This is a genomic window from Longispora urticae, assembly GCF_053902585.1.
Map to the genome: position 1 here is coordinate 242,468 of NZ_JAQZSH010000022.1, position 23,651 is coordinate 266,118.

Annotated in this window: 26 protein-coding genes; 13 read left to right on the forward strand and 13 right to left on the reverse strand. The window is 70.6% G+C overall.

The window, feature by feature from the left end; translation table 11 throughout:
- Positions 1–294: 294 nt before the first annotated feature.
- From PT931_RS13790 to PT931_RS13815, 6 genes are all read right to left on the reverse strand, one after another.
- A complete protein-coding gene (locus tag PT931_RS13790) occupies positions 295–1,023 on the reverse strand; it encodes a maleylpyruvate isomerase family mycothiol-dependent enzyme (protein ID WP_456246118.1) in 729 nt (242 codons plus the stop codon).
- A gap of 29 nt (positions 1,024–1,052) precedes the next feature.
- On the reverse strand, positions 1,053–2,360 hold the full coding sequence (locus PT931_RS13795; protein WP_456246119.1) for an MFS transporter: 1,308 nt from the start codon (positions 2,358–2,360) through the stop codon (positions 1,053–1,055).
- 51 nt (positions 2,361–2,411) lie between these two features.
- Entirely contained in the window at positions 2,412–2,846 is a 435-nt protein-coding gene (locus PT931_RS13800; protein WP_456246120.1) for a MarR family winged helix-turn-helix transcriptional regulator, read from the reverse strand.
- 80 nt (positions 2,847–2,926) lie between these two features.
- The gene (sepH, locus tag PT931_RS13805) at positions 2,927–3,940 is read right to left on the reverse strand and encodes a septation protein SepH (RefSeq protein WP_456246121.1); all 1,014 of its coding nucleotides are present in this window, start codon (positions 3,938–3,940) and stop codon (positions 2,927–2,929) included.
- Positions 3,941–4,099: 159 nt separating this feature from the next.
- A complete protein-coding gene (gene serC / locus PT931_RS13810; RefSeq protein ID WP_456246122.1) occupies positions 4,100–5,227 on the reverse strand; it encodes a phosphoserine transaminase in 1,128 nt (375 codons plus the stop codon).
- 104 nt (positions 5,228–5,331) lie between these two features.
- Positions 5,332–6,432, reverse strand: coding sequence for a citrate synthase 2 (locus tag PT931_RS13815; RefSeq protein ID WP_456246123.1), 1,101 nt, complete (start codon positions 6,430–6,432; stop codon positions 5,332–5,334).
- A 227-nt stretch (positions 6,433–6,659) separates the two neighbouring features.
- On the opposite strand from PT931_RS13815, the gene pdxH reads away from it, so the two are divergent.
- Genes pdxH through PT931_RS13830 form a run of 3 tightly spaced genes read left to right on the forward strand, consistent with a single transcriptional unit; the run spans position 6,660 to position 8,559 of the window.
- Positions 6,660–7,316 carry a pyridoxamine 5'-phosphate oxidase gene (gene pdxH, locus PT931_RS13820; protein WP_456246124.1) on the forward strand — a complete coding sequence of 219 codons (657 nt, stop codon included), beginning with the start codon at positions 6,660–6,662 and terminating at the stop codon, positions 7,314–7,316.
- 50 nt (positions 7,317–7,366) lie between these two features.
- Complete coding sequence (locus PT931_RS13825) at positions 7,367–8,272, forward strand: aldose 1-epimerase family protein (RefSeq protein WP_456246125.1); 906 nt, start codon at positions 7,367–7,369, stop codon at positions 8,270–8,272.
- Positions 8,269–8,559: a type II toxin-antitoxin system VapB family antitoxin gene (locus PT931_RS13830; protein ID WP_456246126.1), complete on the forward strand. Its 291-nt coding sequence runs from the start codon at positions 8,269–8,271 to the stop codon at positions 8,557–8,559. Before PT931_RS13825 ends, PT931_RS13830 begins: the two co-directional genes overlap by 4 nt.
- Before the next feature lie 45 nt (positions 8,560–8,604).
- Here the strand turns inward: PT931_RS13830 and PT931_RS13835 are convergent, their stop codons facing one another.
- Positions 8,605–9,357, reverse strand: coding sequence for a hypothetical protein (locus PT931_RS13835; RefSeq protein ID WP_456246127.1), 753 nt, complete (start codon positions 9,355–9,357; stop codon positions 8,605–8,607).
- Between the two features lie 42 nt (positions 9,358–9,399).
- On the opposite strand from PT931_RS13835, the gene PT931_RS13840 reads away from it, so the two are divergent.
- Entirely contained in the window at positions 9,400–10,563 is a 1,164-nt protein-coding gene (locus PT931_RS13840) for an acyl-CoA dehydrogenase family protein (RefSeq protein ID WP_456246128.1), read from the forward strand.
- Here PT931_RS13840 and PT931_RS13845 read toward each other — a convergent pair whose 3' ends face one another.
- Both PT931_RS13845 and PT931_RS13850 read right to left on the reverse strand, forming a co-directional pair.
- Positions 10,564–10,860, reverse strand: a complete 297-nt coding sequence (locus tag PT931_RS13845; RefSeq protein WP_456246129.1) for a DUF202 domain-containing protein — start codon at positions 10,858–10,860, stop codon at positions 10,564–10,566.
- Positions 10,857–11,246 carry a YidH family protein gene (locus PT931_RS13850; protein ID WP_456246130.1) on the reverse strand — a complete coding sequence of 130 codons (390 nt, stop codon included), beginning with the start codon at positions 11,244–11,246 and terminating at the stop codon, positions 10,857–10,859. Before PT931_RS13850 ends, PT931_RS13845 begins: the two co-directional genes overlap by 4 nt.
- A 15-nt stretch (positions 11,247–11,261) precedes the next feature.
- Here PT931_RS13850 and PT931_RS13855 point away from each other — a divergent pair, with 15 nt between their 5' ends.
- The 3 genes from PT931_RS13855 (at position 11,262) to PT931_RS13865 (ending at position 14,882) form a co-directional block, all read left to right on the forward strand.
- Complete coding sequence (locus PT931_RS13855) at positions 11,262–12,158, forward strand: 2-hydroxyacid dehydrogenase (RefSeq protein ID WP_456246131.1); 897 nt, start codon at positions 11,262–11,264, stop codon at positions 12,156–12,158.
- An 89-nt stretch (positions 12,159–12,247) separates the two neighbouring features.
- Positions 12,248–13,597, forward strand: a complete 1,350-nt coding sequence (locus tag PT931_RS13860) for an L-serine ammonia-lyase (protein ID WP_456246132.1) — start codon at positions 12,248–12,250, stop codon at positions 13,595–13,597.
- A 49-nt stretch (positions 13,598–13,646) separates the two neighbouring features.
- Positions 13,647–14,882, forward strand: coding sequence for an ABC transporter ATP-binding protein (locus PT931_RS13865; protein ID WP_456246133.1), 1,236 nt, complete (start codon positions 13,647–13,649; stop codon positions 14,880–14,882).
- A 112-nt stretch (positions 14,883–14,994) separates the two neighbouring features.
- On the opposite strand, the gene PT931_RS13870 is transcribed toward PT931_RS13865, so the two are convergent.
- The 4 genes from PT931_RS13870 to PT931_RS13885 form a co-directional block, all read right to left on the reverse strand.
- Positions 14,995–15,714, reverse strand: a complete 720-nt coding sequence (locus tag PT931_RS13870; protein ID WP_456246134.1) for a TetR family transcriptional regulator — start codon at positions 15,712–15,714, stop codon at positions 14,995–14,997.
- Positions 15,692–16,084: a thiol-disulfide oxidoreductase DCC family protein gene (locus tag PT931_RS13875; protein ID WP_456246135.1), complete on the reverse strand. Its 393-nt coding sequence runs from the start codon at positions 16,082–16,084 to the stop codon at positions 15,692–15,694. The genes PT931_RS13870 and PT931_RS13875 overlap by 23 nt, the downstream gene beginning before the upstream one ends.
- Complete coding sequence (locus tag PT931_RS13880; protein ID WP_456246136.1) at positions 16,084–16,533, reverse strand: hypothetical protein; 450 nt, start codon at positions 16,531–16,533, stop codon at positions 16,084–16,086. The genes PT931_RS13875 and PT931_RS13880 overlap by 1 nt, the downstream gene beginning before the upstream one ends.
- Positions 16,534–16,625: 92 nt before the next feature.
- Positions 16,626–17,318 carry a DUF4097 family beta strand repeat-containing protein gene (locus PT931_RS13885; RefSeq protein ID WP_456246137.1) on the reverse strand — a complete coding sequence of 231 codons (693 nt, stop codon included), beginning with the start codon at positions 17,316–17,318 and terminating at the stop codon, positions 16,626–16,628.
- 155 nt (positions 17,319–17,473) lie between these two features.
- Here PT931_RS13885 and PT931_RS13890 point away from each other — a divergent pair, with 155 nt between their 5' ends.
- The 6 genes from PT931_RS13890 (at position 17,474) to PT931_RS13915 (ending at position 23,649) form a co-directional block, all read left to right on the forward strand.
- Positions 17,474–17,998: a copper resistance CopC family protein gene (locus tag PT931_RS13890; protein WP_456246138.1), complete on the forward strand. Its 525-nt coding sequence runs from the start codon at positions 17,474–17,476 to the stop codon at positions 17,996–17,998.
- Positions 17,995–20,013, forward strand: a complete 2,019-nt coding sequence (locus tag PT931_RS13895) for a cytochrome c oxidase assembly protein (protein ID WP_456246139.1) — start codon at positions 17,995–17,997, stop codon at positions 20,011–20,013. The genes PT931_RS13890 and PT931_RS13895 overlap by 4 nt, the downstream gene beginning before the upstream one ends.
- Positions 20,014–20,168: 155 nt before the next feature.
- Complete coding sequence (locus PT931_RS13900) at positions 20,169–21,059, forward strand: cation diffusion facilitator family transporter (protein ID WP_456246140.1); 891 nt, start codon at positions 20,169–20,171, stop codon at positions 21,057–21,059.
- A 114-nt stretch (positions 21,060–21,173) separates the two neighbouring features.
- Entirely contained in the window at positions 21,174–22,253 is a 1,080-nt protein-coding gene (locus PT931_RS13905; RefSeq protein ID WP_456246141.1) for a WD40/YVTN/BNR-like repeat-containing protein, read from the forward strand.
- The gene (locus PT931_RS13910) at positions 22,244–22,507 is read left to right on the forward strand and encodes a MoaD/ThiS family protein (protein WP_456246142.1); all 264 of its coding nucleotides are present in this window, start codon (positions 22,244–22,246) and stop codon (positions 22,505–22,507) included. Before PT931_RS13905 ends, PT931_RS13910 begins: the two co-directional genes overlap by 10 nt.
- Before the next feature lie 101 nt (positions 22,508–22,608).
- Positions 22,609–23,649 carry a Fic family protein gene (locus PT931_RS13915; protein WP_456246143.1) on the forward strand — a complete coding sequence of 347 codons (1,041 nt, stop codon included), beginning with the start codon at positions 22,609–22,611 and terminating at the stop codon, positions 23,647–23,649.
- Positions 23,650–23,651: the final 2 nt, after the last annotated feature.

The following is a 23,651-nucleotide window of genomic DNA, read 5'->3' on the forward strand; positions in this document are numbered from 1 at the left end:
CAGGCTAGGCCGCTACCGGCCCCGCCGCCACCCGATACCCTGCCAGCCTGCCGCCCGGACCACAGCCCGGGACCGGTCGGGCCACCTCGCGACCGATGCCCGACAGGTCGATGGGCCGACCGTCGACCCATGGCCGTCCCGGCCGGTGCGGGCCACCGCCGGATCGGCATCGTCCGGCACGGCATCGCCCGCGAGGGCTCCGTCACGAGCCCCAGCGCCGGGCGCGTGGCCCCAGCGCCGGGCGCGTGGCCCCCCGGAAACCGGACTCCGGGCCCGACAACGCCTACCGGCAGGTCACTGGGTGCCGGCCTCCATCAGCGCCCGCAGCGTCGCCGCCCCGCCCGGATCCCCCGTCACGGTCACCGCGTCGTCCCCGACCCGCCGCCACAGCCACAGCAGCACGTCCGAGGGCTCCCAGGAGATCGTCGTGGCGGCCTCCCCGGGCCCGGCCTCCACGAGAACCCCCTTCGTGGTGGGCCTGACCAGCCAGGACCGGCCTCCGGCGCTCACCTCGACGGCGGGGGCGTCGACCAGCGTGTAGTCCTCCGGCCACTCCGTCGACGTCCAGGCCAGGAAGACCGTCAGGGCCTCGTCGATCCCGTCGACCGCCAGATCGGCCGCGACCGGGGTGACCTGACCGGCGGCCAGCTCCGCGTCGACCCGGTGCACGGCGGCCTCCTGGGCCATCCGGCGCATCCAGAAGCCGACGGACTGGTCCGGCCCGTACCACGTGTAGGCCGGGTCCTCCGGCGCGCGACCCGCGAACTCGGCGGCCAGCTCGTCGTGCGCCCGGACCAGCTGCGCGAGCGCGGGCTCGGTCGAGAGGTCCGGCGGCCAGCCCTCGGGGTGGTGGCCGAGGCGCAGGCACTCGACCTTGTGCAGGTAGACCATCGCCACGTGCCGGACCAGGTCCTCGACGGTCCAGTCGGGACAGGACGGCACCCGCGCGCCGAGGTCGGTGGCGACGGCGGTCAGTCGGGCCGTGTCGGCGGCGAGCCGGTCCCGGTAGTCAACGAATTCCATGACCCGACCCTGCCACGCGGGTACGACAACTAGCGGGCGAACCGGCCCAGCAGGGCGCGCCCCGGCAGTACCGACACGCTCAGCTCGTCGACATCGGGCTCGGCGAACCGCAGCGTGGGCCACGGCCGGGCGGCGAAGCTGACCTGCACCCCGCGGACCCGGATCCGCACCGCGAGCGCCACCAGCGCGGTCACGATGGACGCCAGCCCGCCGACCCAGATGCTGGACCGGGCGCTGACGTGCTCGGACAGCCACCCGATGATCGGGGCGCCGATCGGGGTCGTCCCGGCGAAGACGAGCATGTAGAGCGACATGACCCGGCCCCGGTACTCCGCGGGCACGCCCATCTGCACGCGCTGGTTGCACGCCTGCGCGAAGTAGACCATGGCGAACCCGGTCGGGAAGAGCAGCACGACCATGCTCAGGTACGTCGGCGCGAAGCCCAGGATGGTCTCCAGGATCCCGAACGTGAGCGCGCCGCCGAGGATGACGTACACGGAGGGCCGGGCGTCGCGACCGGTGCCGGCGAGCGCCCCGCACAGCGCGCCGAGCGCGAGTACGGAGGTGAGCAGCCCGAACGACGCGGCCCCGTTGTGGAAGACCGTCTTGGACATGATGGCGAGGGTGAGCTGGAAGTTGTAGCCGAGCATCGCGATCACGCCCATCAGCGCCATGGGCAGCATCAGGTCGGGCCGGCGGCGGACGTAGGCGAGCCCGTCGCGCACGTTGCCGGGCTTCTTGGCCGACAGGGTGCGGTACAGGTCGGCGGACTTCATCATCAGCAGCCCGACCATGGGGCCGGCGTACGTGAGCGCGTTGAGGACGAAGACCGGGCCGGTGCCGAGCCAGGCGATGCACAGGCCGGCGAGCGCGGGGCCGACGATCCGGGCGGTGTTGAACGTGGCGGCGCTCAGGGACAGCGCGTTGGGCAGCAGGTCGGCGCCCACCAGTTCGCTGGCGAAGGACTGTCTGACGGGTACCTCGACGGCGTTGACCGCCCCGAACACGGCCGCGAAGACGAACACGTGCCACAGCTGGGCCCCGCCGCTGATCACGAGGATGCCGAGGGCCGCGGCGAGGACGGCCCACGCCGCGTTGACGGCGATCAGGAGTTTGCGCTTGTCGAGCCGGTCGGCGAGCTTGCCGGCGTACAGGGTGAAGACCAGGATCGGCAGGAACTGCAGCGCGGTCACGACCCCGAGCGCGGTGCCCGAGTTGTCGGAGAGCTGGAGCACCAACCAGTCCTGGGCGACGATCTGCATCCAGCCGCCGGTGAGGGAGATGAACTGTCCGACGATGAAGAGTCTGTAGTTGCGTATCCGAAATGAGCGGAACACGAAGTGGTGCGCCTCCTACGTAGATGGTGCTTACGTGGGATGGCTCAGCCTTCAGCTCCGGGCGATGCGCTCCAGCAGCTCAGCGGCCTTGCTCAGGGCCTCGCGTTCCTCGGCGGTCAGCTCGGCGAGTCGCTCGGCGAGCCAGGCGTCCCGGGCTCGCTGGTTGTCGCCGAGCAGGCTCCGCGCCGTCTCGGTGGTCGCCAGGATGACCTGACGTCCGTCGGTCGGGTGCGGGGTCCGCTGTACGAGGCCCCGTTCTTCCAACTTGGCGATGACCTTCGTCATCGTCGGCGGTTGGACCCGCTCGGTGTCGGCGAGTTCGCGAGGGGTCAGCGCGCCGGCCAGGTCGAGACTGGTCAGGGCGGAGAGCTGACTCGGGGTGAGCTCGCTGATCGGGCGGGCCCGACGCAGGCTGCGGTTGAGCCGCATGATCGACTGCCGCAGGGATGCGGCGAGGCGTGCCTGGTCGTCTGTTGGCCGAACCATCACAGTCGTTAGCCTATCTCATTAGTTTGGCTAACGACCTGTGATGATCCGCACTGGTTGAAGGGTTGTGGGGCCACTGGTCAGGACGTTCCGCCGTTGGCCGTGGGGGCGCTGCCGAACAGGACGTCGTCCCAGCTGGGCAGCTTCTTGCGAGGTTTGTCCCCGGAGGCCGGATCGGCGACCGACGGCGTGGCCGACTGCCGGCGCGGCCGGAGCACGGCGAGCGACGGCACGGCCGGCACCTCCTTCGGCGCGTCCATGTCGTCCTCGGCGAACGCCGACACCGACAGCTTGCCGGGCGCGGTCGGCGACTGCTGCCGCGCGGCCGGCTCCAGGCTGCGGCCCGGCCGCTCGAGCGGACGCTCCAGCGAGGCGAGCAGCGCGTCCCGGCCGGCGCGGATCGGGTCGGCGCCCTGGGCGAGCTGGTCCGCCGGCCGCAGCGCGCGCGGCGGCGGCCCCGCCGGGTCGTGCCCGTGCCGGGCCGGCTCGGGGGCCGGCTCCTGGCCGAGCAGCGGGGCGGGGCGCTCCGTGCACAGGTAGTGGGACATGTCGTCGGACGGGATGACGACCTGACGGGCCTTGTCCAGCTCCCAGACCGCCTGCGCCGTCGCCTTGCCGCTCGGCCACGTGGCGATGACCCGCCAGGTGCCGTCCTCGCGCCGGTAGGCGTCCCAGGAGACCTTCTCGGCGTCGACGCCGTGCTTGCCGAGGCGCGCGTCGACGACCTCGGCCAGGGACGCGCCCCGGTCGGAGGTGCGCAGCCGGGTACGCCGGGCGTGCTGGGCGAGCATGGCCCGCTCCTGCAGGACGGGACCGGCGTAGCGCAGGACGCGGTCGACCGGGACGTTGGCGACGCGCGCCACGTCCTCGGCGGACTCGCCGCCCCGGATCCGGGCCTGGATGTCGCGGGGGGACAACGCCGTCTGGGCACCCATCGCCGGGCTGGCCGGGTGGGTGCGCAGCGCGTTGCGGTCGTGCCGCAGCGCGGACGTCATCTGGTCGTCGATGGGGAGCGCCAGCAGTCGGCCGACCTCGTCGGCGAGCACCAGCGCCTGGCCGTCCTCGGAGAGGGCGACGAAGCGTACCGGCCGCATCGCGATCCTCCGTCCCGTCGGGGCGCCTGTCTGGACACCGTACGACGAACGATAGCGGCTCTGTGCGAGGCACGCCGGGGCAATCTAAGAGACGAGTACCTCAAAAGGGGGTAAAAAGCGAGCACCGGCACGCTCTACAGCGTGCCGGTGCCGGAAAAATTACAGTCCTGCGAGCACGAAGTCGATGCACTTCGTCAGTGCCTCGACGTCCGCGGGCTCCACGCTCGGGAACAGCGCGACCCGGAGCTGGTTGCGGCCGAGCTTGCGGTACGGCTCGGTGTCCACGATGCCGTTCGCCCGGAGCGCCTTGGCCACGGCCGTCGCGTCCACGCTGTCGTCGAAGTCGATCGTGGCGACCACGTTGGACCGCAGCGCCGGGTCCACGACGTACGGCGTCGCGACCGGGGAGGCGTCCGCCCAGTCGTAGAGCACGCCGGCCGACTCGGCGGTCCGCTTGGCGCACCACTCCAGCCCGCCGTTCGCGAGCATCCAGTCGGTCTGCTCGGCGGCCAGGAAGATCGTCGCCAGCGCCGGCGTGTTGTACGTCTGCTCCAGGCGGGACTGCTCGATCGCCGTCACCAGGTCGAGGAACGCGGGGATGTAGCGGCCCGACTCCTTGATCTCGAAGGCGCGCGCGACGGCGGCCGGCGACAGGACGGCGATCCACAGGCCGCCGTCGGAGCCGAAGCACTTCTGCGGCGCGAAGTAGTACACATCGGTCTCTGCGATGTCGACCGCGAGGCCGCCGGCCGCCGAGGTGGCGTCGACCAGCAGCAGTGCGCCCTCGTCGGCGCCCTCGACCCGCTTGATCGGCACCGCGACGCCGGTGGACGTCTCGTTCTGCGGCAGGCAGTAGGCGTCGATCCCGGCCTCGGCGACCAGGGTCGGGGCGCTGCCCGGGTCGGCCTTGTGCACGGTCGGCGAACCCAGGAACGGCGCCGCCTTCACCGAGGACACGAACTTCGAGCCGAACTCGCCGAACGACGCGAACTGCGCGCGGTCCCGGATCAGGCCGAACGTCGCGACCTCCCAGAACGCGGTGGTGCCGCCGTTGCCGATCACGACCTCGTAGCCCTCGGGGAGGCTGAACAGGCTGGCCAGGCCGCGGCGGAGCCGGGCGACCTCGTTCTTGACCGTGGCCTGCCGGTGGGAGGTGCCGAGGAACGTGGTCGCCACGTCCGCCAGGGCCGCGACGGCCTCGGGGCGGACCTTCGACGGGCCGCAGCCGAACCGGCCGTCGGCGGGCTTGAGGTTCTCGGGAATGATCACAGGACAGCGTCCTTCCATCGGGTGATCTTGCGCATGCCCGGCGACGCTGCCGTGTCCGACCAGACTATCCCAACGAAAAGGGGCCGCCCGAGGGCGGCCCCTGAACGATCGTTCAACGCAGCCTAACGGGCGATCACGTCGAAGCCCTCGACGTCGGACGGCTTGCGCGGCGCGGGGCCGACGTAGGTCGCCGACGGCCGGACCAGGCGGCCCAGCTTCTTCTGCTCCAGGATGTGCGCGCTCCACCCGGCGACCCGGGCGCAGGTGAACATCGAGGTGAACATGTGCGCGGGGACCTCGGCGAAGTCCAGCACCACGGCCGACCAGAACTCGACGTTCGTGGCCAGCACCCGGTCGGGCTTGCGGGCGTGCAGCTCGGCCAGCGCGGCCTTCTCCAGGGCCTCGGCGACCTCGAAGCGCGGCGCGTTGAGCTCGCGGGCCGTGCGGCGGAGCACGCGGGCGCGCGGGTCCTCCGCCCGGTACACCCGGTGGCCGAAGCCCATCAGGCGCTCGCCCCGGTCCAGGACGCCCTTGACGTACGCGTCGGCGTCACCGGTGCGCTCCACGCCCTCCAGCATCTCCAGCACCCGGGAGGGCGCGCCGCCGTGCAGCGGGCCCGAGAGCGCGCCGATGCCGGAGGAGATACAGGCGGCCGCGTCCGCGCCGGTGGAGGCGACGACGCGGGTGGTGAAGGTCGAGGCGTTCATGCCGTGCTCGGCGGCCGAGATGAAGTACGCGTCGACGGCCTTGACGTGCCGCGGGTCGGGCTCGCCCCGCCAGCGCTTCATGAACCGCTCCACGATCGTGGCGGCGGTGTCGATCTCCTTCTGCGGGACGGCCGGCAGGCCCACCCCGCGCGCGGACTGCGCGACGAAGGACAGCGCGGTCACCGACACGCGGGCGAGGTCGGCGCGCGCCTGCTCGTCGGAGATGTCGAGCAGCTGGCCGAGGCCCCAGTACGGCGCGAGCATCGCGACCGCGGACTGGACGTCGACCCGGATGTCGCCGGAGTGGACCGGTACCGGGAACGGCTCGGCGGGCGGTAGCCCGGGCCCGAACTTCCCGTCGACCAGCAGGGCCCACACGTTACCGAACGACACCCGACCGATCAGGTCTTCGATGTCGACGCCGCGATAACGCAGCGCACCGCCTTCCTTGTCAGGTTCGGCGATCTCGGACTCGAAGGCGATGACACCCTCTAGCCCGGGCTTGAAGTCGGACATTAGTACTCCCAGGATCCGTACGCCATATATGACGGATGTCCGGGACGCGCGCCTCCGGCCCGAGTCCGTGCGCCCGGTGGCCCCACCCACCGGTCTGGCGGGTGGCGACCATCAGTAGTGCCTTGCGCGACATCTTGGACCCTCGGAGGGGGTCATGGGGTAAAACCACTCCGGGATGTGGCGAGTGCCTCACTTTTTCAGCCAATGGGCTGGTCCCCTGACAGGATATGCGGGTGATAGGTGACACTGCGGCAAATCTGGCTGCGATGCGGCAGGAGTACGGCGATCTTCCGTTGAACGAAGCTGACCTGGCAGAAGACTGGCCGAGTCAGTTCGCGGCGTGGCTCGACGTGGCCCGGAGGACCGGGGTGGACGAGCCCAACGCGATGGTGCTGGCCACCGCCGCGCTCGACGGCCGGCCGTCCGCGCGCTCGGTGCTGCTGAAGTCCATCGACGACCGGGGCTTCGTCTTCTTCACCAACTACGAGTCGCGCAAGGGGCTGGAACTGCGCGACGACCCGCACGCGAGCCTCGTCTTCCCGTGGTACGCGCTGCACCGGCAGGTCATCGTGTGCGGCGACGTCGAACGGGTCACCCGCACCGAGACCGAGGAGTACTTCGCGAGCCGCCCCCGGGGCGCCCGGCTCGGCGCGTGGGCCAGCCGGCAGTCCGAGGTCATCTCCGGCCGGGCCGAACTGGAGGCCGCGTGGGATGCCGCCGAGCACCGCTGGCCCGAGGAGATCCCCGCCCCGGACCACTGGGGAGGCTTCCGCGTGGTGCCGCAGACCGTCGAGTTCTGGCAGGGCCGGCGCAGTCGGTTGCACGACAGGTTGCGGTTCCGGCACAGCGCCGCGGGCTGGCTGGTGGAGAGATTGTCACCATAGCTTCAACTGAGGGTTTTGTCGGGTCTCGTGGCGCGCTATGGTCGCGGACTATGGAGTGGTCCATCGCCGCCGGCGATCAGCGCGCAGTGGTGACCGAGGTCGGTGGTGGCCTGCGGTCCTACTCGGCCGGTGGCGTCGACCTCGTCGACGGGTACCAGGAGGACGCGCTCTGCCCGTTCGCCGCCGGCCAGGTGCTCGCGCCGTGGCCGAACCGGGTGCGCGACGGCCGCTACACCTTCGCGGGCGTGCCCCGGCAGCTCCCCCTGAGCGAGCCCGACTGGCACAACGCCATCCACGGCCTGGTCAACTGGGTGCCCTGGCGCGCCGTGGAGGTCGCCGAGGACGCGGTGACCGTGGAGTACGACCTGCCGGCGTCGCCCGGCTACCCGTTCCGGCTGCTGCTGCGGACCCGCTGGTCGGTGGGGCCGGAGGGGCTCCGCGCCGAACACCACGCGACCAACACGGGTACCGGGCCGGCGCCGTTCGGCCTGGGCGCCCACCCGTACCTGCGGATCGACGGGGTCCCGATCGACGACGTGGTGCTGCGGCTGAGCATGCGCTCCCGGCTCCTCACCGACAGCCGGCTGCTCCCGATCGGGGCGGCCCGGGTCGACGGCTCCGACTACGACTACACGGCCGGCCGCCGGCTCGGCGACACCCGGCTGGACACGACGTTCGGGCTGCCCAGCCGCGACGAGCAGGGCCGGATCCTCGGTTCCCTGACCGCCCCGGACGGCAGGTCTGTCACCCTGTGGGCGGATCAGTCGTTCCGGTGGCTCCAGCTGTACACGGCGGACGGGCTCCCGGACGGCCGGCACCGGCGTTCCGTGGCCGTCGAGCCGATGACCTGTCCGCCCGACGCGCTGCGGTCCGGGCGGGACCTCGTGACCCTCGCGCCGGGCGAGCAGTGGCGCGGCACGTGGGGCATCGTGGCGAGCGATAGTCTCAGTACGTGATTTTCAAAGCGGTCCGCGACGGCAAGCCGTATCCGGAGCACGGCCTGAGCCTCAAGGACTGGGCCGAGATCCCGCCGCGCCCCGTGCGGCTGGACCAGCTCATCACCACCAAGCGCGAGCTCGGCCTCGACCGGCTGCTCGCCGACGACTCGACGTTCTACGGCGACCTGTTCCCGCACGTGGTGCGCTTCCAGGACGCGTTGTACCTGGAGGACGGGGTGCACCGGGCGCTGCGGGCGGCCCTGCAGCAGCGCACGACGATCCACGCGCGGGTCCTGGAGCTCTAGCCCCCGGGTCGCACGCGGCGCGCACCCGGCTCCGAGCGGTCCGGGCTAGTGCACGCTCACCTGGATGTCGCGGCCCTCCTCGTCCGGCTCCACCGGTTCGGCCGTCCGCTGCCCGAACCGGTGCAGGAACGCCGGCCGGGGACCCGCCGCGATGACGGCGGCGGCGAGCAGCAGGATGCCGAGGACCGCGCAGAACGCGCCCGGCTGGGCGACCAGTTCCGGAGTCAGGTTCCCCGGCCGGACGGGGCTGTCGAACTCGCCCAGGCCTACCGGGTCGAGCTGGCGTTGCAGGCTGAGATAGACGTTGAGCATGGAACCGAGCACGTAGACCGTGACGCCGGCGGCGGCGAGCCGGGCCGCGCCGTTCAGCCGGCCGGCGCTGTTCGCGGCGGTGACCGCGAGCGCGATCAGGGCGAAGACGCCGAGCCCGAAGACGAAGCCGTCGGCCAGGGCGCTGCGGGACAGCATGCTCACCAGGCTGCCCAGGCCCGCCCCGGTGCCGGCGGCCATCGTCTTGCCGTCCAGCTCGACGGAGAGGTTGGGCAGCAGGCTGGCGGCGGTGACCAGCGCGATCCCGAGGGCCGCGAGGATCACCGTGGTACGGAGCCGGGCCCGGTCGGGCGCCGCGTCCTCCTCGTACCCATCAAGATCGTCTTCTGGGTCCAGGTCGGGCGCGGACCACGCCGGCCCCGACGTCGAGGCCGTCCCGGCGGGCCCGGATGCCGGCCCCGCTCCGGGCAGGTGGAATTCGGGCAGCTCGGCGGGGGTACGGCCGAGGCCGTCCGGACTGGTGCTCATAGTGGCCCATGATGCCTGACCGGCAGCCGATACGGTGGCCTCATGACTGACGCCATCGAGCTGCTCGCCCTCGAATCGCTGTTGACCGCCGAGGAGCGCGCCTTCGCCGACAGTGTGCGCCGGCTCGTCGACGACCAGGTCCGCCCGCACGTCGCCGAGTGGTACGAGAGCGGCAGCGCCCCCGTCCGGGAGCTCGCCCGGGAGCTGGGCAAGCTGGGCCTGCTCGGCGCCCACCTCACGGGCTACGGCTGCGCGGGCGTCTCCGCCGTCGCGTACGGCCTGTCGTGCCTGGAGCTGGAGGCCGGCGACTCGGGGGTCCGGAGCCTGGTCAGCGTGCAGGGTTCCCTGGCGATGTTCGCGATCTGGAAGTTCGGCTCCGAGGAGCAGAAGCAGCAGTGGCTGCCCCGGATGGCGGCCGGCGAGGCGATCGGGTGCTTCGGCCTCACCGAACCCGACCACGGGTCCGACCCGGCCGGGATGACGACGCGGGCCGTCCGGGACGGGGACGACTGGCTGCTCACCGGTACCAAAATGTGGATCACCAACGCCCCGGTCGCCGAGCTGGCCGTGATCTGGGCGCGGGTCGAGCAGGGCATCACCGGGTTCGTGGTGCCGCTGGCCGAGCCCGGCGTGACCGTGAACGAGATCCACAACAAGATGTCCCTGCGCGCGTCGGCCACCGGCGAGCTCGTCTTCGACAACGTCAGGCTGCCCGCCTCGGCCCAGCTGCCGGGGGCCCGGGGGCTCAAGGCGCCGCTGTCCTGCCTGACCGAGGCGCGGTACGGGATCGTGTGGGGGGCGCTCGGCGCGGCCCGGGACTGCCTGGACACCGCGATCTCCTACACCCGGAACCGGGAGCAGTTCGGCCGGCCGCTCGCCGGGTTCCAGCTCACCCAGGCGAAGCTCGCCGACATGGCCCTGGAGCTCCAGAAGGGGTACCTGCTGGCCCTGCACCTCGGCCGGCTCGCCGACTCCGGACAGCTCCAGCCGGAGCAGGTCAGCGTGGGCAAGCTGAACAACGTGCGCGAGGCGCTGGCCATCGCGCGGACGTGCCGGACGCTGCTGGGCGCCAACGGCATCTCGGGGGAGTACCCGATCATGCGGCACGCGAACAACCTGGAGAGCGTGCTGACGTACGAGGGCACCTCGGAGGTGCACCAGCTGGTGATCGGCCAGAAGCTGACGGGGCTGTCGGCGTTCGCCTGACTAGCGCAGGGCTTGGACGATGCCCAGCACGGCCAGGGCCATGACGGAGCCGGCGGCGATCAGGGCGGTGGGGAGCAGTAGCCGGGTCGGGTGCGGCACCCCCATCGCCGCCACCCGCCAGAACCCGACCCGCAACAACACCAGCCAGGTGATCACCACCCCTGCCAGCACCAACGGTTCGTCCCGGCACAACCGGGCCCCGAGCAGCGTCACCACCGCCGAGGTCAGCACGGTGCGCCGCCAGGCCAGCCGGGTCCGCTCGGGCTGCAACCCGCCGTCCCCGGCGAGCAGCCTCACTTCCCGAAACCCCCGGCGACGACCAGCACGATCAACCCCACCGCCCCCACCCCCAGCGACAGCGCCAACACGGCGGGGAACCGCTGCGGCGGCAGATCCTTCCCGGTGCGCATCGCGCGTTCGCACCGGATCCAGTGGTCCACGGCCCGCAGCGCGCACCCGCCGCCCAACAGGAGCAGCACCACCGCGATCACGGTCCGGACATAGGGGGCCGCTGGCGTGGTGACGAACTGGGCCGCGGCGAGCCCACCGCCCACCAGGGCCAGTGCCGTACGGAGCCAGGCGAGGAACGTACGCTCGTTGGCGAGGGAGAAGCGGTAGTCGGGAGTGTCGCCCGTCTCACGCACCTCATGGGGATCGAACCACTGTCGGATCTCGCGGAACACCGCACAATTATCGCTGTGCGCTATCTCATCCCTTTCGCGGAGTCCGCTGACCGGCTGTCCGACCTCGACGTCGAGGTGTGGGACGGCTCCACCCCACTACCCAGCGTGATCGATGATGTTGAGTTCTTCGTGCCGCCGTACACCTTCAACAAGGAGTACTACCAGCCCATCGCGGACATGCCCGCGCTCCGGGTCGTGCAGCTGCTGACCGCCGGGTACGAGCACGCGATGCACCTGATGCGCCCCGGGCTGCTGTTGGCCAACGCGCGCGGCGTGCACGACGCGTCGACCGCCGAGATGGCCCTGACTCTCACCCTGGCCGCGCAGCGCAACATCGCCGGCTACGTCCGCAACGGTGACCAGGGTAGATGGGTCCGCGACGAGCGCCCCTCGCTCGCCGACTCCCGGGTCCTGATCGTCGGCTACGGCTCGATCGGCGAGGCCATCGAGCGCCGGCTGGCCGGGTTCGAGGTGTCGGTGACGCGGGTGGCGCGGTCGGCGCGGGAGGGCGTACACCCCATCTCGGAGGTGTTGGATCTTCTGCCGGAGGCCGACATCGTCATCCTGATCACGCCGCTGACGGAGGAGACCCGGGGCCTGGTCGGGGCCGGGTTCCTCGCGGCGATGCGGGACGGCGCGCTGCTGGTCAACGTCGCGCGCGGCCCGGTGGTCGACACCGACGCGCTGCTGGCGGAGCTGACCTCGGGCCGGCTGCGGGCCGCGCTCGACGTGACCGATCCTGAGCCGCTGCCGGCGGACCACCCGCTGTGGTCGGCGCCCAACACCCTGATAAGTCCGCACATCGGTGGTCAGACGTCCGCTTTCTGGCCTCGGGGGCGGAAGTTGATCGAAGAGCAGATTCGCCGGTACGAGGCCGGCGAGCCCCTCACGAACATCGTCTGGCCCGCGTGATCTGGGCGTTACTTTTGGGGTGGGCGCCCTGGTGACGGCTACGCTCGACGCGGTTGGCAACGTCGCCAGCGGCAGCGGTGAGGAACAGCATGATCAGTGTCTTTGACCTGTTCAAGGTCGGTATCGGTCCGTCGAGTTCGCATACGGTGGGCCCGATGAGGGCTGCCCGGACTTTTGTGGGCGGCCTGAAGGCTGACGCACTCCTCGCCGACGTCGCCACGATCGACGCGCAGCTGTTCGGTTCCCTCGGTGCGACCGGTCACGGGCACGGCAGTGACAAGGCGGTGCTGCTGGGTCTGGCGGGCGAGGCCCCGGAGACGGTGGACACGGCGACGGCGGACGCCCGGGTGGCGGAGATCCGGGCGGCCGGGTTCGTGGAGCTGCTGGGCGTGCACCCGGCGAAGTTCGAGCTGACCCTGCACCGGCGCAAGTCGCTGCCGCTGCACCCGAACGGCATGCGGTTCACGGCCGTCGACGCCGAGGGCCACGTCCTGCGCGCCCGGACGTACTACTCGGTCGGCGGCGGGTTCGTCGTCGACGAGCACACCGGCCAGATCAAGGAGGACGACACCCCGGTCGCGTACCCGTTCAAGACGGGCGACGAGCTGCTCCGGATGACCAAGGAGTCGGGGAAGTCGATCTCGGAGATCATGATGGCCAACGAGCTGTCCTGGCGCTCCGAGGCCGACATCCGGGCCGGCCTGCTGCACATCTGGCAGGTGATGCGCGACTGCGTGCAGACCGGCTGCTCCACCGAGGGCATCCTCCCCGGCGGGCTGAAGGTCCGCCGCCGGGCGATGGAACTCAAGCGCCAGATGGAGTCCGAGCATTTCGTCACCGATCCACTCCGGGTGATGGACTGGGTGACGTTGTTCGCGTTGGCGGTGAATGAGGAGAACGCGGCCGGCGGACGGGTCGTGACCGCCCCGACAAATGGCGCGGCGGGAATCGTTCCCGCCGTCATGCACTATTACTGGCGTTTCGTTCCGGGCGCGACCGACGACGGCATTGTCAAGTTCCTGTTAACGGCGGCCGCGGTGGGTGTGCTCTTCAAGGAGAACGCGTCGATCTCCGGTGCCGAGGTGGGGTGTCAGGGCGAGGTCGGGTCTGCGTGTTCGATGGCCGCCGCCGGGCTCGCCGAGGTGCTCGGCGGTACCCCTGACCAGGTGGAGAACGCCGCGGAGATCGCGATGGAACACAACCTGGGGCTGACCTGCGACCCGATCGGCGGCCTGGTGCAGATCCCGTGCATCGAACGCAACGCCGTCGCCTCGATCAAGGCCATCACCGCCGCCCGACTCGCACTGCGCGGCGACGGCGACCATTTCGTCTCCCTCGACAAGGTCATCAAGACCATGCGGGAAACGGGGGCGGATATGAAGGTTAAGTACAAAGAGACCGCCCGCGGCGGCCTCGCTGTGAACGTTATTGAATGTTGAGCTAATCGGGGGATAGCCGACGGTCGACGTCCGGTCGCACAGTGTCGGGATGTCCACGGTTGGCCTCCAGAAGATCACGAAAGCCTTTCCGGACGGCACCGTCGCTGTCGACAACGTCAGTCTCGATGTCCGGGACGGCGAGGTCATGGTGCTGCTCGGTCCGTCCGGATGCGGCAAGTCCACCCTGCTCAGAATCATCGCCGGCCTGGAGGACCCGACCACGGGCCAACTCCTGATCGACGGCGAACCCGCGCTGGAGATCCCGCCCCGGGACCGGCACGTGGCGATGGTCTTCCAGGACTACGCGCTGTATCCGCAGCTCACGGTTGCCGGGAACATCGCCTTCCCGCTCCGGCTGGCCGGCGTCCCGGTCGAGGAGCAGAGCGAACGGGTCGCCGACGTCGCCGCGGCCCTCGGCATCGGCGACCTGCTGCACCGCAAGCCCAGCCAGCTCTCCGGCGGGCAGCGGCAGCGGGTCGCCATGGGCCGGGCCATCGTCCGCCGGCCCCGGCTGTTCCTGATGGACGAGCCGCTGTCCAGCCTGGACAGCGGGCTCCGGGCCGAACTGCGCGCGGAGATCTCCTCGATGGTGCGCGACCTGGGCGCGACCACGGTGTACGTCACCCACGACCAGGCCGAGGCCCTCACCGTCGCGGACCGGATCGCGATCATGCGCCGGGGGAAGCTCCAGGACGTGGGAACCCCCGCCGAGGTGTACGGCCGGCCGGCCACCATGTACGTCGCCGCGCTGCTCGGTACCCCGAAGATCAATCTCCTGGAGGCCGTGGTGCACGTGCACGACGGCAGCCGGGTCGCCCTGCGGCTCGGGGACCAGGAGCTCGACGTGCCGTGGGCCGACCTGCGCGCCCGGGCGCTGGCGCACTACCACGGGGAGCGGATCGTCGTCGGGCTGCGCGCCGAGGCGCTGGTCGCCGGGGGCCACGACCTCAGGGGCCGGGTCCGGTACGTGGAGCACCACGGCCACGAGTCCCTCGCCTACCTGGACATCGGCGCGTACGCCGTCGTTCTCGACGACCCGACCGGCCCGGTCACCGCGCCCCGCCTGCAGCGGGGCCTGCTCGACCGGTTCCGGAAGCGGCCCGCCACCCAGGCGGTCGCGACCACGCCCGAGGGCCGGCACACCCGCCGCCGGGCCGAGCTGGCCGTCCGGATGGGCGCCGCGCCGGACCTGCAGCCCGGGTCCCCGATGGGGATCGGCGTGCACATGGACCGGGTGCACTTCTTCGACTGGGCCGGGGCCCGGATCGATGTGGGCTGGCGCTGAGCCCGCTGGCGCCGAGGAGTGGGCGGCGCGCTGACCCGCGCCGCCCGCCGCTCCTTCGCGGAGGGGTCCGGCCGGGCCGAGAGCCGCGCCGGAAGCTGATCGCCCGCCGTGCCTACTTCGCGGAGGTGTCCGGCCGGGCCGGCGGCTTCGGGATCCGGGGGCTGATCCCGTGCTCGATGCAGATCTCCGCCGCCTCGCGGATCATCGCCTTCGCGATCGGGTACCGGCTCAGCTTCACGACCTTGCTCGCGATCGGCACGCACTGGTCGACGAGCTTGTAGCTCTGCGCCCGCCCCGGCGAGGTGTCGTGGATCCAGTAGAGCACCAGGCCCATCATCCCCAGCCAGGCCAGCTCGGGCAGCGTCTCCCGGAGCTTCGGGTCGATCTTCGTGCTCGCCCCGTACACCGCCTCGACCTGGATCTCGATGCTCGCGTCCCGGGCCTCGCGCGAGTCGGAGGAGAACGGGCTGAGCGGGCTGGCCGGGTCGGCGGCGGTGACGAAGAACTGCGCGGCGAACTGGTGGTACGGCTCCGCGACGTCGAGCCACGTCTTCAGGACCAGCCCGAGCCGCCGCGCCAGGTCGGTCTCCCCGACGAGGGCCAGGCGGGCGGCCACCAGGTGATCGGCCTGTAGCCGGTCGTAGAAGCCCTGGATGAGCTGTTCCTTGGAAGCGAAGTAGTAGTAGGCGTTTCCGACGGACACCCCGGCGGCCTCGGCGATGGCCCGCATCGTCGTCTTGCCGTAGCCCCGCTCCTGGAACAGCCGCATCGCCGTTTCGAGGATCAGGGCCCGGGTCGCGGCGCCTTTGCTATCCACACTGCTTGTCGTCACAGTCACTACCGTACTGGTCCGGATTCGTCCGCACCGCGAGCCTGATCTGCCCGGCCGCGGCGACGGCCGCCCTGGCCAGGGGTGCGGATCGCGGGTGGGCCAGCTTCAGGGCGGTGGACCGGTGCTCGGCCAGGGCCCAGAGGATGACCACCCAGGCGTTGGGGCCTGCGTACACGGCCCCGTGGTCGTCGACGACCGTCACGTCCTTGAGGGTCGCGGCCGGGTCGATGTCGGGGTAGCGCCGCCGGGCCTCGGGTGACCCGGCGGCGAGGAACTCGAGGGGTACCAGCTGGGCCTGCCTGACGACCCAGTCCCGGCACAGCCTGCAGAAGGAGCAGTGCTCGTCGTAGAGCACGGTGAGGCGGTCCATCACATCTGCGGGGCGGGCGGAGCCATCGGCGGGCGGAGCTGCTGCTGGGGCGGGTGGACCCGGGTCATCATCTGCGGGGGCACCGGCGGGGTCCGCTGGCCGTCGATGGCGCTCCGCCGGCGGAACTTGTTCAGCACGTACAGGTTGAACAGGTGCAGGACGCCGAGGACGAGGAGCACGGTGCCGACCTTGAGCGCGACGGCCTCGAAGACCTGGCGTTGGCCGTCGACCCGGTCGGTGAGCTTCATGAAGAGGGCGACGAACCCGAGGTTGAGCAGGTAGAACCCGACGACGAGCAGGTGGTTGACGGCCGAGCTGAGTTCGGTGTTGCCCTTGAAGACGTCGATCAGGAAGATCTTCCCGGCCCGGCTCAGGGTCTGGGCGACCCAGACGGTGAGCCCGATGCTGATCAGCAGGTAGGCGATGTACGAGATGACGGTGAGGTCCATGGCTGCACTCCAGACTTGAACGTGTTCAACAGGAGAGTAGACCCCTCTGTTGAACACGTTCAAGTCATCGACGTGAGACCTGGGTCACCCGGTCAGGAGTTGCGCACCTCGATCTTCCCCGCGCTCGTCTCCGCCTTGATCTTGTGCGTCGACGCCGGGTCGGTCTGCACCGTGATGTCGCGGCTGCCCGCGCTGGTCCGCGCGTCCACCGCGTACGCCGTGCCGGACGGCACCGCCACCGTCACCGACCCCGCGCTGGTCTGGACGTCCACGTCGTCGGGCACCACGGTGAACTCGGCGCGGATCCGGCCCGCGTCGCTGCGGATCTTCAGCTTCTTGGTGCCCATGGACACCGCCTCGACGCTGCCCGCGTTGGTCGCCAGGCTCACGTCACCGGTCAGCCCGGTCGCGTCCACGGGGCCCGCGCTGGTCTTGACGGTCACGGCGAGCGAGGCCGGGACGGTGACCTCGTACTCCACGCCGCAGTTGCGGACCCCGGAGCAGCCCTCGTCCACCAGCTTCAGCGTGCCGTCGACGACCGCGTGGGTCGCCTTGGGCTTGTTGCCGTTGAACCGGAGGATCTCCTTGACCTTGATCGACCCGGTACCCGCCCGGACCGTGACCGCCCCGGCCTGGCCCTGGATGTCGAGTTTGGTGACGTTCTCGGTCACCTCGTACGCGTTCTCCTCGCGGTTCTCGGTCCAGTCTTCCATCCCGCACGCGGACAGGGCGCCGACACTGAGGAGGGCGATCATGCCCACGGCCACGATCCTGAGCTTCGTCATGCCCACAGCGTGCCCGACTTCGACCCTGAGCGAATCGGGGACGCTCCCGGAGATTTACCCCTAAGGAGGATCGTGTGGCGGGGGCCACAGGTGGAACTGTGGACGACGCGTAGCCGACTATTAGTCCAACGGGGTCTAGGAAAGGTTCCAGAATCATGAAGCGTGCGCTGGTTGTCGCCGCACTAGCGTTCACGGGGTTGCTGGCCATCGCGGCTCCGGCCGCCGCGCACAGCACGTTGGAGGGCAGTTCGCCCACCGACGGTGCGATCATCAAGCAGCAGATCTCCGAGGTCAACCTCCGGTTCGACGAGGGGGTCGACGGCCGGTTCAGCACCGTGGTGGTCAACGGTCCGGGCGGCGTGTCCTACAGCGTCGGCGCCCTGAGCGTCACCGACAACACCGTCTCCCAGCCCGTGCACCCGCTGAAGTCGGGCGACTACAAGGTCGCGTGGCGGGTCGTCTCCTCCGACGGGCACCCGGTCGCGGGCGGGTTCGGCTTCACCGCCGCCATCCCGGGCGACCAGGAACCCAGCGAGGGCCCCAAGCCCGCGAAGAAGCCCACCGACGCGGACTTCGCCGCTCCGGGGTGGCTCTGGTGGGCCGCCGGGGGTGGCGCACTTCTCGCCATCGTGGCCCTGGGTCTGGTCCTCGGGAAGAAGAGGGGCAAAGTAAGCGCGTGACGTTGCGCAAAATCGGCCTCGTCGGCGCGTTCGGCGCCGTCGCGGTCCTTGTTCTTCTCTGGGTACTCGACACGGGCGGCGCGATCGCCTCCAGCTCGGTACCCGGGCTGCCCGATCCCGGCGACCTGGTGACCTACGGGCTGCCCGTCACCCGGGTCCTGCTCGACGTGCTCGGCGCCGTCACCGTCGGGTACGTGGTCGCCGCCGCGTTCCTCACCCCGGGTAAGGGGACGACGGTCGGCCCCGAGGGCTATCCGCTGCTCCGCCGGGCCGGCTGGCTCGCGCTGGCCTGGGCGGTCGCCGCGATCCTGCTCAGCGTGTTCACGGTCGCCAATCTGCTCGGCCGGCCCGTCGACGAGCTCAGTACGACCATGCTGTGGAGTTTCTGGACCACGGTCGTGATGGGCAAGGCGTACGCGCTCCAGATCGTGTTCGCCCTCGTCCTGTGTCTCGGCTGCCGGCTGGTGCTGTCCCGGACCGGCGCGGCCCTGCTCTCCGTACTCGCGCTGGTCACGGCCCTGCCGCCCGCGTTCACCGGGCACGCCGCCGGGGCCGGGAACCACCAGGTCGCGGTCACCGGCATGGCGCTGCACATCGCCGGGGCCGTGCTGTGGCTCGGCGGGCTCGCGGCACTGCTGGCGGTCCGGAAGACGGCGGCGCTGCGGGTGGCCGCCGGCCGGTACAGTCGGATGGCTCTGGGGTGTTTTGTTCTGGTTGTCCTCTCCGGGGTGGCCAACGCCGCGATCCGGCTCGGCACCTGGGGCGAACTGTTCGGCAGCCCCTACGGCCGCCTCGTGCTCGCCAAGGTCCTCGGCCTCGGCCTGCTCGGCGCGTTCGGCGTCGCGCACCGCGGCTACGCGCTGCGCCGGCTCGCCGACCGGCCCTCGTTCTTCCGCCGCCTCCTGGCCGGCGAGCTCCTGGTGATGGCCGCCGTGTTCGGCCTCGCCGTCGGACTGTCGCGCACCCCGACGCCCGTGCCGACCAACCCGATCGACCCCGACCGCATCACCGACCTGCTCGGCTTCGAGATGCCGCCCGCCCCGACCCTCGGCTCGATGTTCGGCGGGTTCCTGCCCGACCTGTTCTTCATCACCGTGGTCGCCGCCGGGATCGGGTTCTACCTCGCCGGCGTCTGGCGGCTGCACCGCAACGGGGTGCGCTGGCCGATCGGGCGCACCCTGTCCTGGGTCGGCGGCCTGCTGCTGCTCGGCGCGATCACGAACCTCGGCCTGGCCAGGTACGCGTACGTGCTGTTCAGCGCGCACATGATGCAGCACATGATCCTGTCGATGCTGATCCCGATCATGCTGGTCCTGGGCGCGCCGCTCACCCTGGCGCTCCGGGCGCTGCGCCCCTCCGGGCCGGCCGGCACCGCGGCGGATCCGCAGCCGGCCGGGGACGGTGCCCCGCGCCCCGCCGGTGACCGGGGCCCGCGCGAGTGGCTGCTGCTCGCCCTGCACAGCCGGGTACTGAAGTTCTTCACCCACCCGGTCGTCGCGCTGTTCATCTTCGTGGTCAGCCTGTACGCGCTGTACTTCAGCTCGCTGTTCGCGACCCTGATGGGTAGCCACCTCGGTCACCTGGCGATGCTGACCCACTTCATCCTCGCCGGCTATCTCTTCTTCTGGGTGATCATCGGCATCGACCCCGGCCGTCGACAGGTCAGCCACCCCGTCCTGATCCTGATCCACTTCGGTGGGATGGTGTTCCACGCGTTCTTCGGCGTCATCCTCATGCAGGCCCAGACGCTGATCGCCGACGACTGGTTCAGCGTCGTCCGGCCGCCCTGGATGACGGACCCGCTCGCGGACCAGTACCTCGGGGCGGGGATCACGTGGAGCTTCGGCGAGATCCCGAGCGCGATCGTGTTCGTCATCCTGGTCATCCAGTGGATCCGGGCCGACGAACGCGAACAGCGCCGGCTCGACCGCGCGGCCGACCGGTCGGCGGCGGGCGGGGAGGACGACGAATGGGTGCGGTACAACGAGTACCTGAAGTCACTACCGAAAAGTTGATCCCACCGAACCGACAGGGTCTGCTCCGCCTGCCGGCCCAGTGGATGTAACGAAGTATCGAGGTTTGTGCATGAAGAGGAACCCAAGATTACCTTAAGGGTCTCTAAAGGCCATTCACGCTCGGTGTGAACAGAGAATCGTTAAACTCCGACAATATGGGCGGGCAGGAGAGTGCCGGGGAACGGCACCGCGGTCGACTGGTCATCGCACTGTGCATCGCGCTGGGAGTTCTCGTCCTCCAGGTGATCGGCTACCTGGTCACCAACAGCCTCGCCCTGCTCGCCGACGCGGGCCACGTGCTCACCGACGCCGGCGGGGTCGCCCTCGCGATGGCCGCGATCTGGTTCGGGAAACGCGCCGCCGGACCCCGACATTCATTCGGTTACTATCGGGTGGAAATTTTCTCCGCCGTCATCAACGCCGTCATTCTCACCGTCATCGCGGTACTGGTGTTGATAGAGGCATACAAGCGAATATCCGACCCGCCGGAAGTCGCCGGATTGTCCACTCTGGCATTCGCGAGCGTCGGACTCGCGGCCAATGTCGTCGGACTGCTGCTGCTCCGGGGCGGCCAGAAGGAGAGCCTCGCGGTCCGGGGCGCGTACCTCGAGGTGCTCGGGGACCTGCTCGGCTCCGTGGCCGTGATCGCCGCCGCGGTCGTCATCATCTTCACCGGCTGGCGGTACGCGGACCCGATCGCCTCCGCCGTCATCGGCCTGATGATCCTGCCCCGCACCTGGTCCCTGCTCCGCGACGCCGTGGACGTGCTCCTCCAGGGCGCGCCCAAGGGGCTGGCCGTCGAGTCGGTGCGCGCCGAACTGCTCGCCGTCGACGGGGTACTCGACATCCACGACCTGCACGTCTGGGAACTGACCAGCGGCATGCCGGTGCTGTCCGCGCACGTCGTGGTGTCCTCGATGACCGACGGCGGGGCGGTGCTCGACGGGGTCGCGGCCAGGATGGGCGACGCGTTCGACATCCGGCACAGCACGTTCCAGCTCGAACCGGTCGGGCATCTCGACCACGAGGCCCCGGCACACCCCTGAGACGCGGGACGGGTACCCGGAGTACCCCCTGAAATGCGGGTTTGCGCAGCTGCGGTCGCGCCGGGATCTCCGGAATCGGAGAGGAACTGTCGTACCCGGTCAGATACTGGACGGATGACTGTGCTCCTCGCCATCGGTACCGGGAAGGGGCTGTTCCTCGCCACCAGCGAGGACCGGCGCACCTGGGAACTCACCGGACCACACTTCCCGATGACCGGGGTCTACTCGGTCGCCATCGACACCCGCGCCGGCCGCCCCAGGCTGCTCGCCGGCATCGACAGCTCGCACTTCGGCCCCAGCGTCGCCACCAGCGACGACCTCGGCGCGACCTGGCAGGAGCCGGACACCGCGCCCATCGCGTTCCCCGCCGACACCGGTGAGGCCCTGCGCCGGGTCTGGCAGCTCACCCCGGGCACCGCCCCGGACGAGGTCTACGCAGGTACCGAACCCTCCGCGCTGTTCCGGTCGGCCGACGGCGGCCGGTCGTTCGAGCTGGTTCGCGCCCTGTGGGACCACCCGCACCGCCCGGAGTGGGGGGCAGGCTTCGGCGGCCAGGCCATCCACACCGTGCTCCCGCACCCCACCGATCCGGCGTCGATGCTGGTCGCGATGTCCACCGGCGGGGTGTACCGGACGGCGGACGGCGGCGGGTCCTGGGCCCCGAGCAACACCGGCATCAAGGCGTACTTCCTGCCCGACCCGTGGCCCGAGTTCGGCCAGTGCGTGCACAAGGTGTCCCGCAACCCCGACCGCCCGGACCAGTTCTTCGCCCAGAACCACCACGGGGTGTACCGGTCCGACGACGCCGGCGCCACCTGGCAGTCCATCGCGGACGGCCTGCCCAGCGACTTCGGCTTCGCGATGGTCAACCACCCGCACCGGCCCGGCGTGATCTACAACTTCCCGCTGGAGGCCGACGCCCGCCGCTGGCCCCCGGGGTACCGGGCCCGGGTCTACCGCTCCGAGAACGAGGGCCAGACCTGGTCCGAGCTCGGCGCCGGCCTGCCCGACACCGCGCACTACGGCACCGTGCTCCGCGACGCCCTGTGCTGCGACGACGCCCCCACCGCCGGGGTGTACTTCGGCACCCGCAACGGCGAGGTCTACGGCAGCGCCGACGAGGGCGACACCTGGAACCTGGTCGCCTCGCACCTCCCCGACGTGCTCGTCGTCCGGGCCGCGTCATGGGGGTGACGGTCCTGGTGCCCGGGGTGCTGCGCGCAGAGGCCGGCGGGGCGTCGCACCTGCCGGCCGAGGCGGGGGAGCTCCGCGACGTGCTCGACGCGTTGGGGCGGGAGTTTCCGCTGCTGGAGCGGCGGGTCCGGGACGAGCAGGGTGCGATCCGGCGGTATGTGAACGTGTATGTCAACGGGGAGCCGGCGGGGTTGGAGACGCCGGTGCCGGACGGGGCCGAGGTGCAGGTGCTGCCGTCGGTGGCGGGCGGCTGAGCCGTGTCGAGGTAGCCCTTAATTTCATCCGCTAATCTACCCAACCAAGGTCCTTGTTATATAGTTTGCGGCTGTGGTTAGGTAGATTAATGCGAAGTTTCATGGCCATCGACCGTTTGATCGGTCGCGTGCCGTCCGGAGTCGTGACCCGGCTCAGCGCCATCGACGTCGGGCGCGGGTCAGAGGGGCTGTACCGGGATCGGTTGCCCGGGGTCCTCCGTGAGCTCAGCCACCAGGCCCGAGTCTCCAGCATCACAGCCTCGTCGGCGATCGAGGGGATCATCGTCCCGGAACCTGGCCGTGCCGAACGCATCATCGCCGGCCAGGCCCAAACCCTGCGGACTCGGAGCGAACAGGAACTCGCCGGCTACCGCGACGCGCTGGACTACCTCTTCCAGCAGGACTGGCGTCCGCTCAACGTCGGGTTGCTGCTACACCTGCACCGGCTTCTGTTCGCGCACACCTCGGCCGTTGGGGGCACCTTCAAGGCTCACGACAACGTGGTGGTGGACCGTGCCCCGGATGGCACACTCACGGAGCGGTTCCGTCCTGTCCCGGCGTCCCGGACAGAGTTTCACATCCACGAGCTCGTCGAGCACTACCGGACCGCTGTGGCAACAGGTGAGCACCATCCGGTACTGCTGGTCGGGGTATTCGTGCTGGATCTTTTGGTCGTGCACCCGTTCGAGGACGGCAACGGTCGGGTCGCGCGGGCGATCACGAATGCCCTGTTGGCTGACGCGGGCTACACCGTCGCGCGGTACGTCAGCCTGGAGCAGGCCATCGCCGACTCTGCTGATGCGTACTACCAGGCGCTGTTGGAATCCACCCACGGTTGGCACGACGACGAGGTCGACCCCTGGCCCTGGCTGTCGTACTTCGTCAATATCCTGGCCGGCGCCTACGGTCTTTTCGCCCAGCGTGCTGCCGCCGACCGGTCCCAGGGCTCCAAACAGGACCGCGTCCGCGAGTACGTCGAGCGTCATGCCCCGGCCGTCTTCCGTGTCGCCGACATCCGGGCCGCACTGCCAGGAGTCAGTGATCCCACCATCCGGTTGGTGTTGGACCGCCTCCGTCAGCAGGGCGTCATCGCCGCAGACGGGGTCGGCCGGAGTGCGGTATGGGTGAAGTCCGCTTCGTGAAG